The 14,728-nt window shown below is 36.3% G+C and carries 17 protein-coding genes and 1 pseudogene; 10 read left to right on the forward strand and 8 right to left on the reverse strand.

Annotated features, from left to right (window positions below; all coding sequences use genetic code 11):
• Nucleotides 1–7: 7 nt before the first annotated feature.
• Complete coding sequence (locus PCI70_RS06795; protein ID WP_269914577.1) at nt 8–691, reverse strand: MBL fold metallo-hydrolase; 684 nt, start codon at nt 689–691, stop codon at nt 8–10.
• Between the two features lie 377 nt (nt 692–1,068).
• Here PCI70_RS06795 and PCI70_RS06800 point away from each other — a divergent pair.
• Nucleotides 1,069–1,926: pseudogene (locus PCI70_RS06800) on the forward strand (sigma-54 interaction domain-containing protein); the annotation flags it as partial.
• Here the strand turns inward: PCI70_RS06800 and PCI70_RS06805 are convergent.
• The 4 genes from PCI70_RS06805 to PCI70_RS06820 form a co-directional block, all read right to left on the reverse strand.
• On the reverse strand, nt 1,921–3,294 hold the full coding sequence (locus PCI70_RS06805) for an NAD-dependent succinate-semialdehyde dehydrogenase (protein WP_269914578.1): 1,374 nt from the start codon (nt 3,292–3,294) through the stop codon (nt 1,921–1,923). The pseudogene PCI70_RS06800 and the gene PCI70_RS06805 sit on opposite strands and share 6 nt — an antisense overlap.
• Nucleotides 3,295–3,364: 70 nt before the next feature.
• Complete coding sequence (locus tag PCI70_RS06810; RefSeq protein WP_269914579.1) at nt 3,365–3,601, reverse strand: DUF2171 domain-containing protein; 237 nt, start codon at nt 3,599–3,601, stop codon at nt 3,365–3,367.
• 118 nt (nt 3,602–3,719) lie between these two features.
• Nucleotides 3,720–4,409 (reverse strand): LrgB family protein, encoded by a 690-nt coding sequence (locus PCI70_RS06815; protein ID WP_269914580.1) that lies wholly within the window; start codon nt 4,407–4,409, stop codon nt 3,720–3,722.
• The gene (locus PCI70_RS06820) at nt 4,406–4,771 is read right to left on the reverse strand and encodes a CidA/LrgA family protein (RefSeq protein ID WP_269914581.1); all 366 of its coding nucleotides are present in this window, start codon (nt 4,769–4,771) and stop codon (nt 4,406–4,408) included. Before PCI70_RS06820 ends, PCI70_RS06815 begins: the two co-directional genes overlap by 4 nt.
• Nucleotides 4,772–4,853: 82 nt before the next feature.
• On the opposite strand from PCI70_RS06820, the gene PCI70_RS06825 reads away from it, so the two are divergent.
• The 4 genes from PCI70_RS06825 (at nt 4,854) to PCI70_RS06840 (ending at nt 10,200) form a co-directional block, all read left to right on the forward strand.
• Complete coding sequence (locus PCI70_RS06825) at nt 4,854–5,732, forward strand: LysR family transcriptional regulator (protein ID WP_269914582.1); 879 nt, start codon at nt 4,854–4,856, stop codon at nt 5,730–5,732.
• 88 nt (nt 5,733–5,820) lie between these two features.
• Nucleotides 5,821–7,257: a SulP family inorganic anion transporter gene (locus PCI70_RS06830; RefSeq protein WP_269914583.1), complete on the forward strand. Its 1,437-nt coding sequence runs from the start codon at nt 5,821–5,823 to the stop codon at nt 7,255–7,257.
• Nucleotides 7,258–7,325: 68 nt separating this feature from the next.
• The gene (locus tag PCI70_RS06835) at nt 7,326–8,681 is read left to right on the forward strand and encodes an ABC1 kinase family protein (protein WP_269914584.1); all 1,356 of its coding nucleotides are present in this window, start codon (nt 7,326–7,328) and stop codon (nt 8,679–8,681) included.
• Between the two features lie 235 nt (nt 8,682–8,916).
• On the forward strand, nt 8,917–10,200 hold the full coding sequence (locus tag PCI70_RS06840; protein WP_269914585.1) for a dicarboxylate/amino acid:cation symporter: 1,284 nt from the start codon (nt 8,917–8,919) through the stop codon (nt 10,198–10,200).
• A gap of 27 nt (nt 10,201–10,227) precedes the next feature.
• Here PCI70_RS06840 and PCI70_RS06845 read toward each other — a convergent pair whose 3' ends face one another.
• Together PCI70_RS06845 and fumC are read right to left on the reverse strand one after the other, a co-directional pair.
• Complete coding sequence (locus PCI70_RS06845; protein WP_269914586.1) at nt 10,228–10,704, reverse strand: hypothetical protein; 477 nt, start codon at nt 10,702–10,704, stop codon at nt 10,228–10,230.
• A 46-nt stretch (nt 10,705–10,750) separates the two neighbouring features.
• A complete protein-coding gene (gene fumC, locus PCI70_RS06850) occupies nt 10,751–12,145 on the reverse strand; it encodes a class II fumarate hydratase (RefSeq protein ID WP_269914587.1) in 1,395 nt (464 codons plus the stop codon).
• 90 nt (nt 12,146–12,235) lie between these two features.
• Between fumC and tusD the strand changes: the two genes are divergently transcribed.
• From tusD to PCI70_RS06870, 4 genes are read left to right on the forward strand one after another with little or no spacing between them, the layout of a single operon-like run.
• Nucleotides 12,236–12,604, forward strand: a complete 369-nt coding sequence (gene tusD, locus PCI70_RS06855; protein ID WP_269914588.1) for a sulfurtransferase complex subunit TusD — start codon at nt 12,236–12,238, stop codon at nt 12,602–12,604.
• 11 nt (nt 12,605–12,615) lie between these two features.
• Entirely contained in the window at nt 12,616–12,966 is a 351-nt protein-coding gene (locus PCI70_RS06860; protein WP_269914589.1) for a hypothetical protein, read from the forward strand.
• A 1-nt stretch (nt 12,967) separates the two neighbouring features.
• Nucleotides 12,968–13,204, forward strand: a complete 237-nt coding sequence (locus PCI70_RS06865; RefSeq protein WP_269914590.1) for a hypothetical protein — start codon at nt 12,968–12,970, stop codon at nt 13,202–13,204.
• 7 nt (nt 13,205–13,211) lie between these two features.
• On the forward strand, nt 13,212–13,517 hold the full coding sequence (locus tag PCI70_RS06870; protein WP_269914591.1) for a TusE/DsrC/DsvC family sulfur relay protein: 306 nt from the start codon (nt 13,212–13,214) through the stop codon (nt 13,515–13,517).
• On the opposite strand, the gene PCI70_RS06875 is transcribed toward PCI70_RS06870, so the two are convergent.
• Nucleotides 13,518–13,955, reverse strand: coding sequence for a hypothetical protein (locus tag PCI70_RS06875; RefSeq protein ID WP_269914592.1), 438 nt, complete (start codon nt 13,953–13,955; stop codon nt 13,518–13,520).
• A gap of 317 nt (nt 13,956–14,272) precedes the next feature.
• Here PCI70_RS06875 and aroQ point away from each other — a divergent pair, with 317 nt between their 5' ends.
• Nucleotides 14,273–14,710 carry a type II 3-dehydroquinate dehydratase gene (aroQ, locus tag PCI70_RS06880; protein ID WP_269914593.1) on the forward strand — a complete coding sequence of 146 codons (438 nt, stop codon included), beginning with the start codon at nt 14,273–14,275 and terminating at the stop codon, nt 14,708–14,710.
• The last annotated feature ends 18 nt before the right edge of the window (nt 14,711–14,728 follow it).

The following is a 14,728-nucleotide window of genomic DNA, read 5'->3' on the forward strand; positions in this document are numbered from 1 at the left end:
TTTTTCATTACTTTTGTTTTCCACATACTTGGTTAACAGGAAGTGCAATATCAATTTGCTTTGGATAAGGTAAGTCTAAATTATTCATTAATTCAATAAAATCTGCTTTTGAACGTCCTGCACCTAAACGAGAATTGGTTGTACGTTCTTTTAAAATGGTAGATGCGGTTCTACCGTTGTAATCGTGTCCTGGATACACAATCGTTTCATCAGGCAGACAAAACAGCTTATTATGAATACTGTCATACAGCATTTCAGCGCTGCCATGTTGAAAGTCTGTACGTCCACAACCATCAATCAACAGCGCATCGCCTGTAAACACCATATTACCAACCAAATAACTGGTACAAGAATTGGTATGCCCTGGGGTATACAATGTTTTTATTTCAAATTTTCCAATGCGCAAAACACACCCATCTGTTACTAGGATGTCACCACACTCCACATCAGAATAACGATTGAGTACAGACTTAGACCCACACTGCTCTCTTAATAAATTAGCTGCCGTAATATGATCTGCATGTACGTGGGTATCTAAAGTATACAATAAGGTGTAACCTTTAAGTGCTTGTAGGTATTTTTCGACTTCGCACGCCACAGGGTCAATTAAGACCGCCTGTTTGGTTGTTTCACATGCCAATAAATAAGTATAAGTTGAACTTTTTTCTTCAAAAAACTGCTTAAACAACATAAACCTATCTCTATTATTTCTTTAATTCATCTCTATTATGCATATTTAATGCCAATTTGTATTTATTGTTTAAAAACAATCGTTTATTTTATTATACTTGTATTTATATGTTTCATGAAACTACAATGAAACATTGCTTGAAACATATAAGACCCATGGAAAAACTCTATTTTAGCTCTGTCGTTAGTTTAAAAGATTTCTTAAAACAACTTCCTGTTTTAGGTCACCCATTTATTGCTTACGATATCTCTCATCAGATCATTGATCAATCGGTGGCACATGGTAAAAAATCAGATGAACCCACCTATTACCTATATGTTCAACAACAACATTACGGCGAACTTTATTTTGTAAATACAACAGTTAAAGAATATAGCTCATCTGCGATTGAAAATATGATGAGTATTATTCAAAAAGTGGCTAAAACGCCTTTTCCTGTATTGGTTAGAGGTGAATCTGGTAGTGGCAAAGAACTTGTTGCTCATGCAATTCATAAAGCAAGCGAAAGAGAACCTTTTGTTGCCGTAAATTGCGCCGCTTTAAATGCAAATCTACTTGAAAGCGAATTATTTGGACACGTTAAAGGTGCATTTACAGGGGCAATACGTGATCATAAAGGGATGTTTGAACGTGCAGCAGGCGGAACACTGTTTTTAGACGAAGTTGCGGAAATTCCCTTAGAACTACAAGCAAAGCTTTTGCGTGTACTAGAAACAGGAGAATTTATGCGTTTAGGAGGTGAACAGGTCATTCAAAGTAATGTCCGTATTATTGCTGCAACCCATCGTGCTTTACGAGAAGAAGCAAAATTAGGGCGCTTCAGGCAAGACCTACTCTATCGTTTGCGTGTTATTCCTATTTTTGTACCGCCTTTACGTGAGCGTAAAGAAGAAATTGAACAGCTCGTGGATAAGCTTTTATTAGAAAACTCTTTTGAAGATACGCCAAACCTGACACTTCGTGCGATGAATGTACTTAAACACTATGATTGGCCAGGGAACATAAGAGAGCTTAAAAATACGTTGTTATACGCTCTTACAATGGCGCAAGGTAAAACCCAAATTGATATAGAAGATTTACCACAAGATATTATTTGTGAAAATCTAACAGGAATTAATTATGAGAGCTATCAAGCACTCATGCAAAAACATCAAAATAACCTCAATGCCGTTGCAAAAGCACTTGGTATTAGCAGAAGCACCTTATGGCGCTACCGCCAAAAGTGGGAATCATGATTTGACAGCAACTAATTTTTGTTGCACAAATTCTTTAAAACCAATATCTGAAAGTTCATGTCCATAACCTGAATTCTTCACACCACCAAATGGAAGTTCAGGTGTACTTTCAGTGTACCAATTAATCCATAACATCCCCGTTTGCACGCGTGATGCCATTTTTTTAGCACGTTCAATATTGGTTGAGTGAATTGCACCACCTAGGCCATAATGTGAGTGATTGGCGATCTCAACAATTTCATCATCATCTTTTGCCACATAGATTTGTGCAACAGGCCCAAAAAATTCTTCAAACCATGCATCATTGTCAGGCGTAATTCCTTCTAAAATAGTCGGCTCAAAAAAGTTTCCTGTCGAATCAATGGCATGTCCACCTAATACAAGATGTGCCCCTGATTCTACGGCGTGTTCTACTTGTTCTTTAAGGTGTTTTACCGCACTTTCAGATGATAATGGCCCCAACGTTGTGGTTTCATCTAAAGGGTCACCTGTCTTGAGTGCTTTAAAAGCATTAATCAGGCCTGATTTAAACTGTTCTGCAATTTTTTCATGCAAAATAAAACGTTTTGCTGCCGTACACACCTGACCTGCATTATTAACACGCGCTTGACAACCAATTTTAATGGCTTTTTCTAAATCAACTTCATCTAGTACAATGAATACATCATTGCCCCCTAATTCAAGCGTTGATTTTTTAAGATATTTTCCTGCTTGGGCAGCCACCGCACGCCCTGCTTTTTCTGATCCTGTTAGTGCAACACCCTGTACGCGCTCATCCGTAATAATTTCGGCAATTTGGTCACTATCCACAAACAGATTTGTCCATACGCCTTTTGGCGCACCTGAATCTAAAATCAGTTGTTCAAAAGCTTCTGCCGATTGAGGTACAATTCCTGCATGTTTTGCCAAAACAGGATTACCAATAGCACAGTTAGGTGCAAATACACGCATTAACTGCGAAAATGGAAAATTCCACGGTTCAACGGCAACAATAATACCCAAAGGATGTTGTTCAATCCACGCTTCACCAATTGGATTTTCATAAGGAATTGGTTCTAAGTATTCATGTGCATGTTCTGCATAATAATCTGCAATTTTGGCACAAGATTCAATCTCACTACGACTTTGCTCAATGAGTTTTCCCATCTCAAGCGTCATAATTTTGGCGTATTTTTCTTCATTTTGACGTAAATTAGTTGCCACATTACGCAATACTTGTGCACGTTGCTCAATGTTTTGGTGCGATGACCATGGCGATTTTAGAAGATGTTCAGCATCATCTAAGCTTTGGTTAATTTTAGTTTGGTCATGCGGCGTATATTCTTTTAATACTTCATTATTAAAAGGATTTTTCGAGATATAAGGCATTGCTTTCTCCTTTATAGATAAAAAGCATGTCTACGACCGCAGACATGCTTTTTTTAGGAACTTTTAAAAATTAGATTGCTGTCCAACCTTGTTCTACTTCTTGTGCATTTTTATTTAAAATTACGTCATCACCTTTAATTTCTGCTACCCATGCTACAGGGATTAAATGGTGGTGACCATCTGCTGCATCATTTTTTGTCAATTTAATTTGGTCTGTCCCTTCTAAGTGATCAACAGTACCCACATGTTTGCCACAAGAAGCGATTACGTTTGCGTGTTTTTTAATTTCTTGAGTATTAATCGTCATTGTTCTTTCCTTTATTGTTGTACGTTGTGATTAACGTATGAAGCTAATGTAGCGAACTAATTTTGGTCTGACTAGCATTTGCAGTAAACAGAAACATCACAGCTGTATGCTGTTACATTTAATTGCACACTGTAATAAATAGCTGAATCAAAAATGGACCGACTACCACCATTAAGATGCCTGCAATGACCATGGTTAAACTGGCAATAACGCCTTCTTCGCTATGACGTTGATGTGCACGTGCCGTACCAAAGGCATGTGCACCGTTACCTAGCGCTGCACCATTGGCAATATTCGATTTAATTTTAGTGATGGCTAAAATCAAATCTCCAAAAATCATGCCGATAAATCCTGTGATTACCGTAAATAAAGACACCAATGCCGCAGAACCATGTAAATCTTCTGCCAAAATCATGGCAAACGGCGTTGAAATTGAACGTGCCATGAGACTGTGTGTAACTTCACTATCAAAATGAAAAAGTTGTGCAAAACCGTAGGCACTCAACACACCCACGCTCATGCCCACAAAAATAGAAACCATTAATACAGTGATATGTTCTTTAATAATGTTTCGATAACGATAAATGGGGACGGCAAATGCCACCGTAGCAGGACCAATTAGTTGGGTTAACCAATGGGTATCTTGATTATAGGTTTGATACGAAATGCCAAAAATCACCATTAACAAAATGGTAATGGTGGGTACAGTAATAGCAGGTGTTAACCAAATTTTAGGATATTTTTTATAAATTTGTTTTGCGCCAATATAAGCTAAAATAGTCCAAACTAAACACAGAAGACTCATCATATTGCACCTCGTTTTTTAAAGCGATACATCAGATGAATCGTAACACTGGTACTGATCATCACAAGCGCCGTTCCAACACCAATACTAATCAAAAGTTTCCATCCTTCTGTGATAAATAATGCTTTATATTGCATCACGGTCATCACAAGCGGTAAAAACAGCAACACTAATTCTTTTAAAACAGCACTTGCACCTTCTTCAACTTGTTCAAGTTTAATCATTTTAAAAAATAGCGCACAAAATAAAAGTAAAATACCCCAAATACTGCCAGGCATGGTGCTATGTAATAACATGGCAAGGGCGTTGCCTGATCCCCAAAATATGGCAATGAGTGCAATCTGCCAAAGAACTTTTAAAAACACGGCGCTAATCTCTTCACTTTCTTTATATTTTTAGTTTAAAGTGCAATAACACCGCAGGTTATGAATTATCACCATCATTATTATGCCAAAACGGAATATTTCGCCTAAATTACTTGAATGCTTTTGTACACTTGTACATACGCAAAGTTTTACTAAAACTGCTGAACTGCTTTGTATTACGCAGCCCACGGTCAGTAAGCACTTACAACAACTTGAAAAACAGTTGGGCGTTTCATTATTCATGTCTGATAAAACGCTGACCGAAATTGGTATGCGGATCTATCAACATGCACAGCAACTTTTACAACAGCAACATAATTTATTTCAAGACATCGAAAATTATCAAAACCTACAAATAGGTACACTCAATATGGGCGTTCCGCCATTAGGCGCGCAACTACTCACCTCGTCCTTATTTGAGTTTCATCAGCAATGTCCCAATATTCAATTGTCATTTTTAGAGGTAGGTTCTAAAGGCATTAAACAAGCCCTGATCAATAATGAACTTGATGTGGGAGTTTTGTTAGAACCGATTGAAGATTCATTCCATCGCATTGAATTGTGTGACTATCCATTAATGGTGGTGTTACGTCATGATGCAATTTGGGCAAAACGTCCAAGTATTGCCTTACAAGAGCTCTCTGAGCAGTCCTTTTTAATGTTTCAAGAAAACTTCTCACTCAACGAAGTGATTTTAAACGCCTGCCAACAACAGGGCTTTACGCCACATATTGTATGCCGAAGTAGTCAATGGAATTTACTTGCTGATATGGTCTATCAACGTATGGGCGTTGCACTGTTACCCAAGTACTATACCGATATGTTAGATCCGCAAAAATTTACCGCCGTTGAATTGGTTGAACCTCAATTACGTTGGCATTTGGCAATGGCTTGGAAAAAAAATAAAGTACCGTCACCTGCATTACAGCAATGGCTTCAAATTATCGTTAAAAACGCTTAATATGCCAAAAATCTCGGGAAAATACCCCATTTTCAAGACATAAAAACGATAACATATGCCATGTTATAATACGTTTATTTGGAAGATTATGTCGTACCAACAACAATGGTTTGGCAACATTCGTGCTGACCTGCTTTCAGGCTTAGTGGTGGGTCTTGCGCTTATTCCTGAAGCCATTGCATTTTCAATTATTGCAGGTGTTGACCCAAGTATTGGCTTATATGCTTCGTTTTCCATGGCGGTGGTGATTGCTTTTGTGGGTGGTCGCCCTGCCATGATCTCGGCAGCCACGGGGGCAATGGCACTGTTAATGGTGACCTTAGTTAAAGAACATGGACTTCAATACTTATTTGCCACCACCATTTTAACAGGTATTTTGCAAATTATTATTGGGCGTATCCAATTGGCAAAACTCATGCGGTTTGTGTCTAAATCTGTGGTCATTGGGTTTGTGAATGCCCTTGCCATTCTTATTTTTATGGCGCAACTGCCTGAACTGACAAATATGCCACTCATGGTATATATTTTTGTCGCATTGGGTTTAGCCATTATTTATTTATTTCCACGTCTTCCTAAAATTGGACAAATTCTTCCCTCGCCGTTGGTGTGTATTGTCACCATTACATTGCTTGCTGTTATATTTGGGGTTGATGTGCGCACTGTAGGCGATATGGGACAACTTCCTAACACCTTGCCTGTGTTTTTAATTCCTCAAATTCCGCTCAATTTGGAAACACTTAGTATTATTGCCCCTTACGCCGTGACAATGGCATTTGTGGGATTACTTGAATCGATGATGACTGCCACCATTATTGATGATATGACGCAAACCAAAAGTAACAAACACCAAGAATGCGTTGGACAAGGCATTGCTAATATCACCACAGGACTGATGGGCGGTATGGCAGGGTGTGCTATGATTGGTCAATCCATGATTAATGTCAAATCAGGTGGACGTGGACGCCTATCAACATGTTTTGCAGGTGTGTTTTTACTTATTTTAGTCTTGTTTTTAAGCGATTGGTTGCGCGTTATTCCAATGGCAGCATTGGTCGCTGTAATGATTATGGTATGTATCAGTACATTTAATTGGAAATCGCTTCAATTTAACCAAAATTCAACCAGTAGTAATACAGTAATGTTAGCAACGGTGGCAGTTGTCCTTGCAACACACAATTTGGCTTTAGGCGTTTTAACAGGTGTTTTACTTTCGGCTGTCTTTTTTGTCAATAAACTTGAAAAAATGCTTAGTATTACGTCAACCCTAAAAGATGGTGTTCAAACCTACTTTGTTACGGGGCAAATTTTCTTTACTTCATCAAGTCGTTTAACACAAGCATTTGATTACAACGTGAATGCTACAAAAGTCATCATTGATTTAACAGATGCCCATATTTGGGATGTAACATCAGTAGAAGCCTTGCAAAGTGTGGTAGAGAAATTTAAAGCACAACAGATTGAGTGCTGTTTAATTGGTCTAAATGAAGCTAGCTTAACCTTAATTCGTAAATACGGGGGCGTTTAATAATTGCCTATGTCCGTTTTTCCGTTACAATAAATTGTTTACTCTCCCTAAATTGAAGGACTTAATTTATGTCGGATCAGAAAGATAAATTAAAAAATCTAAAAACATCTTCTATTGATCGACGTTTATCTATCGCAAAAGCATCTTTTCTTGCAGGTACGCGTTGGGCAACTTCAAACGCAACATCTTTGTTTTCAAGTGAAGAAGAAAAAGAACGAAAACGCAAGAAAGTGCTGATGGAACAGGCGAACTACTTAGTTTCTGAAATTGGCAAACTCAAGGGCTCTATTGTCAAAATAGGGCAAATGATGGCACTGTATGGAGAGCATTTTCTTCCACAAGAAGTGACGAATGCCCTTAATACCTTAAACAACCAAACGGTTGCTTTAGAATGGGATGCGATTTTACCGCATCTTAAACAACAGCTTGGGACACGTCTTGATGATTTAGACGTGGATCCAGAACCCATTGGAACAGCTTCGTTGGCACAAGTCCATCGTGCTACACAAAAATCTGATGGACGCCAATTGGTACTTAAAATTCAGTACCCAGGGGTAGCCTCTGCCATTGATTCAGATATGAGCTTATTTAAGAATATGCTTAAACTCACACACCTTGCCCCGCAAACGCGTGAATTTGACCAATGGTTTGATGAAGTGCGTGAAATGATGCACCGTGAAGTAGATTATGCTTTAGAAGCGCAAACTACTCGCCGTTTTGCAGACTATCTTAAGGGTGATGCCCGTTATGTGGTGCCTGAAATTATAGAAGGTTATTGTACAGACCTTGTACTTTGTATGACCTATGAGCAAGGTATTCCTGTTAATAGCCCCGCTGTACAACAATTGAGTCAAGAACGCCGTAATAAAATTGGTGAAGCTTCACTTGAAATCGCCGTACGTGAGTTGTTTGAATGGGGTGAAATGCAAACAGACCCTAATTTTGGCAATTATTTGGTACGTTTAAACGAAACCCAAGACCAAATTGTACTCCTCGATTTTGGTGCAATCCGTCAGTTTGATCAAAACTTACTACGTGTGGCACATAATCTTATTCAAGCAGGTTTCCATCACAATTTAGACGAAATGGTCAATGCAATGCAGGGTTATCCATTTTTTGAGCAAATTCCTGTGAGTATAAAACCCGATATGGCACGTGTCTTTTTAGTGGCAACAGAACCATTTAGTACGGGCGAAAGTGCGCCGTATGGTGTAGTGGATGAACAGGGACTTTATCACTGGAAAAAGAGCCAACTGCACCAACGTGTAATACAGCGTGCAAGTAAATCTATGGCATCACGTTATTTTAGTGTTCCACCTAAAGAATTTATGTTTATTAGCCGTAAATTTATTGGTGCATATACTTTTATGACGGTGATTGATGCACAGACCAATTTACATCAAGCAATTCAGCGCTATATTTGATTAAAAATAGGCTATTTAACAACATATAAGACTAAAGTCTAAATAGCCTATTTCGTTTACATAACAAGCAAAAATTTTCAAAAACTAGTTATATTAAATCTAAATAATTGAATTATAAGTTTTTTATCTTATTTTTATATTTTTTATCATATTTAAAACTAAAATGAAGACATTTCGACTTAAAATCCATTTTTAAAGTAGAATTTTAGAATTAGATTTTAAAGCAGAATTTTTTATGGCTCTTGTGCATTCATCTCCTCCGCCCAAAAAACAAAAGTTTTACCAAATTTTATATGTGCAAGTTATTTTTGCGATTACGCTTGGTATTTTACTTGGACATTTTTTTCCTACAGTAGGTGAAAGCTTTAAACCACTTGGCGATGCTTTTATTAATATTGTAAAAATGATTATTGCACCTGTTATTTTTCTAACGGTTGTAACAGGTATTGCAGGTATGAACAATATTGGTAGCGTGGGACGTGTTACAGGTAAAGCCATGCTTTACTTTGTCACGTTCTCCACACTTGCATTGTTTGTTGGGATGATTGTTGCCAATGTGATTCAACCGGGGCATGGACTCAATATTGACCCTGCTTCACTGCAAGGTGATAAAGTTGCAGAATATGTAGAAAAAGCGCATGACTCAACTCTCGTTGGCTTTTTAATGGGAATTATTCCAAAAACACTGATTAGTCCATTAGTTGGTGGGGATATTCTACAAGTTCTTGTGGTTGCGGTTTTGTTTGGTATTGCACTTGCATCTACAAGTAAGCAATCACAGCCTATCATTGATTTTTTAAATACATTAACTGTGCCTATTTTTAAACTTGTGGGTATGTTGATGAAACTTGCACCTATTGGGGCATTTGGTGCAATGGCTTTTACCATTGGTAAATATGGTGTGGGTTCCATTGGAAATCTAGCATTACTGATTGCCACTTTTTATATTACTGCCATTTTATTTATCCTTGTTGTCTTAGGTGCAGTTGCAAAATATAACGGTTTTTCAATCATAAATTTAATTCGTTATATTAAAGATGAATTATGGCTTGTCTTAGGTACAAGTTCGTCTGAAGCTGCATTACCTAATTTAATGAGAAAAATGGAAAATGCAGGGTGTGAAAAGTCCGTGGTTGGTTTAGTTATTCCAACTGGCTATTCATTTAATTTAGATGGCACTAATATTTATATGACGATGGCAGCTTTATTTATTGCACAAGCATGTAATATTGATTTAACAATCACACAACAGCTTACGCTTTTATTAGTGGCAATGATCAGCTCTAAAGGTGCAGCAGGTGTGACGGGTGCAGGTTTTATTACACTTGCAGCAACACTCTCTGTTGTTCCGGATGTTCCTGTTGCAGGAATGGCACTGATTTTGGGGATTGACCGTTTTATGTCTGAATGTCGTGCTTTAACTAATATTATTGGTAATGCATGTGCAACGATTGTTGTGGCACGTTGGGACGGTGCATTAGACAAAGAACAATGTGATAAAGCTTTAAAACAACATTAATAAAAAACCGCCTGATGGCGGTTTTTTTTATCCTTGTAAAATTTTGCTTGAAACCAATGGTTTCCAAATTTGGCGAAGCGTTGGTAAATAAAAAGACTCACCCACTTCTACAAGTTCAGCATCAATAAGTGCATGGAGTTCATGTAAAAATAAATAATCATGTTCCATGGCACTTAAATTTTTATCAAAACTTTGACGTTTTTTTTGCGCCGTTTTTACTAACTGATCTGCATAAGCACGTTCTTTAAATTTAGATAATGCAGTAAGGCGTAACTCAACGATGCCCCATCCGCTTAAAAATGCTTTAAATACATTAAAGTCATGTGTAGTTGATTCCCATGACATTTCCTCTAAGTTATTATCCTCAGGTAGTACAGGAAGTAATAACTCCATCACACTTGGAAAAATTTTCTTAAAATTTAAAATAAATTTAACCGGATGATCTCCTGGATAATCGTTAAATTGAACGTGTTGTTGCGTATCTGTTAAATAAATATTAAGCATGTACAAATAAAATCAATAAATTTGATGCATTGTAAGACACAATGATTTATTTTGCATTAGGTGCAACCATGTTTTCAGGTTTTACAACTTCATCAAACTCTTCATTGGTTACAAGTCCAAGTGTAACAGCGACCTCTTTTAGCGTTTTTCCTTCTTTATAGGCTGTTTTTGCAACTTTAGCGGCATTTTCATAACCAATCACAGGATTTAATGCCGTAACCAACATTAATGAATTTTGTAAAAAATATTCGATTTTTTCACGATTAGGTTCAATACCAACAGCACAATGATCATTAAAACTATTACACGCATCGCCTAATAATTGAATAGATTGTAAAAGATTATAGGCAATTACAGGCATATAAACATTAAGTTCAAAATTACCCGATGCACCTGCAAAATTAATAGTGGTATCATTACCAAATACCTGTGCAACCACCATTGTCATTGCTTCACTTTGTGTTGGATTCACCTTGCCAGGCATAATGCTAGAACCTGGTTCATTTTCTGGAATACGAAGTTCACCCAAACCACATCGTGGACCACTTGCAAGCCAGCGTACATCATTCGCAATTTTATTTAGACTTGTAGCAAGCGTCTTTAATGCGCCAGATGCAAAAACTGCTGCATCACGTCCTGCAAGCGCTTCAAATTTATTGGGTGCTGTTATAAAAGGTAAATTAGTTTGCTTAGCAATTTGTTGAGCAGCTTGTTCAGCATAATTTGGATGTGCATTAAGTCCTGTCCCTACTGCTGTACCACCAAGTGGTAATTCATATAAACCATCTAAAGCATAGTCTAAACGTTTAAGCGCATGGTCAAGTTGGCTTACATAGCCACTAAATTCTTGTCCTAAAGTGAGTGGTGTTGCATCTTGGAGATGAGTACGACCAATTTTCACAATATTTTTAAATTTTTCGGACTTTTCTGCAAGCGTATTACGTAATCGTGTTACAGCAGGAATAAGTAACCGAGTTATTTGCAAACTGGCTGCAACATGAATCGCTGTTGGAAATGAATCATTGGTGGATTGTGCACGATTTACATGATCATTTGGATGTACAGGATATTGTGAACCTAGTGCCTGCCCCTGTTTTTGATTGGCAATATTTGCAATAACTTCATTACAATTCATATTACTTTGAGTACCAGAACCTGTTTGCCAAATAACCAAAGGAAATTCACTATCCCATTTTCCCTTAATAACTTCTTGAGCAGCATCCACAATCGCATTGGTAATATCTTCAGAAATTTGATTGAGTTGATAGTTTGTTATGGCGGCTGATTTTTTCACAATTCCCATTGCTTCAATAAGTGCACGGGGTAAATGCTCGCTACCAATTTTAAAATTTTGTAAACTACGTTGTGTTTGAGCACCCCACATTGCATTTGATGGTACGGCAACATCGCCCATAGTATCGTGTTCTATACGTGTTTTCATATTTGTCTCGCTGTATTTTTAGTTTATATTACTATGAATATTTTGAGACTTTAATTGATAATTGTTATCATTATTATAGGTGGTTAGTATATGAGTACGCTTTTATTAATTACAGCATCCCCTTTATCTGTTGTTGCATGGCATGCTTTAGAAACAGCACAAGCATTAAAACAAAAACAAGCGCCGTTTCAAGTATTTTTTTATCAAGATGCTGTTTATGTTGCTAATCAGCTTAATTGGGTACCCGATGATCAGAAAAATTTAACTCAAGAATGGCAAAAATTAGGCGTTCGTTTACCTGTTTGTGTAAGTGCTGCACTTAATCGTGGTATTACAGATCAAGAAAATTCAAAACGTCATCAATTAAGTCAGTATAATTTAGCAAAAGGGTTTGAGCTTGTTGGACTTGGTCAACTTGCTGATGCCGTGGAAACAGCAGAACGTGTAATTCAATTTTAATTAGGTTTTTTGTGAAAAATATTCTTGTTATTTTAAATCATGCCAATGTAACTCAATTACAAACGGTAGAAGCAGTATCTGCCACAATGGTTTTGGCAACGTTTGGTTCTAACGTAAAAGTGTTATTACAAGATCAAGCTTTAACGCTACTTCAAAATAATATGATATTTGATACTCAAAAAAATGCTTTTAAACTTGCTTCTAATCTCGTTGATGGGTTTGAATTTTATGATATAGAAACACTTTATATTTTAAATAAAGATGTGAATCATCCATATGTTTTAGCAACCTCGCATCATTTAGATGTTATACAACTTAATCCTGAATTTTTACAGCAATTTGATCATATCTTATATTGGTAATATGCATACTTTATTTTTATTACAAAATCCTTTAAAGGTACAAGAACTTTTAACACTTAAGACAGATGCAGACATGGTGGTATTACTTGCCGATGCAGTGACTTTACAAGATTTAGATATGCCCAATATTTTTGTTTTAGAAAAAGATATGCTTTTGAATCAAACTCATACTGTACTTACCTATCTACAATTTGTAGAAATTCTTTTACAATATAAAAGATGTATTACGATTAAGTAAAAAATATATGAGTTTAGAATTAGATCAAGATGGACATTTAGTCGATTATCAAATTTGGGACAAAAATATTGCTCAAACTATAGCAGCTGATTTACAACTAACGGAATGGCATATTGAAATTCTTTTAGCTGTACGCCAATTTTACCAACAGTTTGGGCACTCACCTGCGACACGACCTTTAATTAAGTATTTAATTAAAACGGTCAGTCCTGATATTAATAACGCCGTATTACAAGAAAAGTTTCAAACTGGTTTGGTTGCTCGGCACTTAAGCAAACTTGCAGGTGTGCCGAAACCACCAAATTGTTTATAGTTAAGGTAAAACACGTTTTAAGTCAGCAAAACATTTGGTTCCTTTTGCAGAATCACAAAATTGGATATTATTATCATCTTTCCAATGGATAAAATATTGTGATACCTCCCCTGTTTGGTTAATTTGCTGATTTGAACAATCTTTTTCATTATTATCATATTTAATCTGTAATGCTAATGCTCCAATTTCATTGTTTTCATCTGATGGTTGATATTCATAAATACCTGTTGACCATTCTTTTGCACTATGAATAATGGCTTGTCCATTGTTTTTAAAGTTATAATATTCTATACATTGGTTTTCAGGAATTTTCATACCCCATAGTCCGTAAATTGCAGGACGTATCATGATATTGATATCATTTTCTTGGTTTGGTGATGCTGCTAATATTGACGTATAACCTAACAAACATACGCTAAATAGTATTAATTTCTTCATATATTTTACTTCTATTACAGATTTTTTTTAATTTATCATTTTTCTTTTCATTTTTTGTTACTTTTTTTAGTTTTAACTAATAACTTTACTTAGGCTATTTTTTGATTTACATATTTACCAAATAAAAATTAAAAAATGGCATTTTTTAACATTGCTAAATTCTCTAAAAATTAACAATATATGCAAAATTTTGAGTTGTATTGTATTTTAATTTTATGAGTAGCTTTTTTAAAAGCTGTAACTAAAATGTAGGCTAAAAGCAGTTTTTGTTTGTATCTTACAAAAATATAGTGCAAGTTTTCTTTAGGAGGGAAAACATGTCTTCACGTATTTTGGTCATTCATGGACCAAATTTAAATTTGCTTGGTAAACGAGAACCTGAAGTTTACGGCAATAAAACTCTAGAAGATATAAATACTGCCCTATTAAAAGATGCACAACAATATGGTTGTAAATTAGAAACCTTTCAAAGTAATTGGGAAGGGGCCATTGTTGATCGAATTCATCAGGCTCAAGATGACAATATACAATTTATAATTATAAATCCTGCTGCTTTAACACATACTTCTGTTGCACTACGTGATGCTTTATTAGGCGTTGCTATCCCCTTTATTGAAGTACACTTATCTAATGTACATGCTCGCGAAACATTTAGGCATCATTCTTATCTAAGTGATAAAGCGATTGGTGTTATTTGTGGTTTAGGCGCAAAAGGCTATCATTTTGCACTACATCATGCCCTTTCTTCTATTTAATGAGTCCTTGTAAGGAAT

The organism is Acinetobacter sp. HY1485, from assembly GCF_027568475.1.
In the GTDB taxonomy this organism is placed as follows: domain Bacteria; phylum Pseudomonadota; class Gammaproteobacteria; order Pseudomonadales; family Moraxellaceae; genus Acinetobacter.

Coding starts and splice junctions, on each gene's coding strand:
- PCI70_RS06795 (WP_269914577.1), bottom strand. CDS start 691: ATGTTGTTTAAGCAGTTTTTTGAAGAAAAAAGTTCAACTTATACTTAT.
- PCI70_RS06805 (WP_269914578.1), bottom strand. CDS start 3,294: ATGCCTTATATCTCGAAAAATCCTTTTAATAATGAAGTATTAAAAGAA.
- PCI70_RS06810 (WP_269914579.1), bottom strand. CDS start 3,601: ATGACGATTAATACTCAAGAAATTAAAAAACACGCAAACGTAATCGCT.
- PCI70_RS06815 (WP_269914580.1), bottom strand. CDS start 4,409: ATGATGAGTCTTCTGTGTTTAGTTTGGACTATTTTAGCTTATATTGGC.
- PCI70_RS06825 (WP_269914582.1), top strand. CDS start 4,854: ATGCCAAAACGGAATATTTCGCCTAAATTACTTGAATGCTTTTGTACA.
- PCI70_RS06830 (WP_269914583.1), top strand. CDS start 5,821: ATGTCGTACCAACAACAATGGTTTGGCAACATTCGTGCTGACCTGCTT.
- PCI70_RS06835 (WP_269914584.1), top strand. CDS start 7,326: ATGTCGGATCAGAAAGATAAATTAAAAAATCTAAAAACATCTTCTATT.
- PCI70_RS06840 (WP_269914585.1), top strand. CDS start 8,917: ATGGCTCTTGTGCATTCATCTCCTCCGCCCAAAAAACAAAAGTTTTAC.
- PCI70_RS06845 (WP_269914586.1), bottom strand. CDS start 10,704: ATGCTTAATATTTATTTAACAGATACGCAACAACACGTTCAATTTAAC.
- fumC (WP_269914587.1), bottom strand. CDS start 12,145: ATGAAAACACGTATAGAACACGATACTATGGGCGATGTTGCCGTACCA.
- tusD (WP_269914588.1), top strand. CDS start 12,236: ATGAGTACGCTTTTATTAATTACAGCATCCCCTTTATCTGTTGTTGCA.
- PCI70_RS06865 (WP_269914590.1), top strand. CDS start 12,968: ATGCATACTTTATTTTTATTACAAAATCCTTTAAAGGTACAAGAACTT.
- PCI70_RS06870 (WP_269914591.1), top strand. CDS start 13,212: ATGAGTTTAGAATTAGATCAAGATGGACATTTAGTCGATTATCAAATT.
- PCI70_RS06875 (WP_269914592.1), bottom strand. CDS start 13,955: ATGAAGAAATTAATACTATTTAGCGTATGTTTGTTAGGTTATACGTCA.
- aroQ (WP_269914593.1), top strand. CDS start 14,273: ATGTCTTCACGTATTTTGGTCATTCATGGACCAAATTTAAATTTGCTT.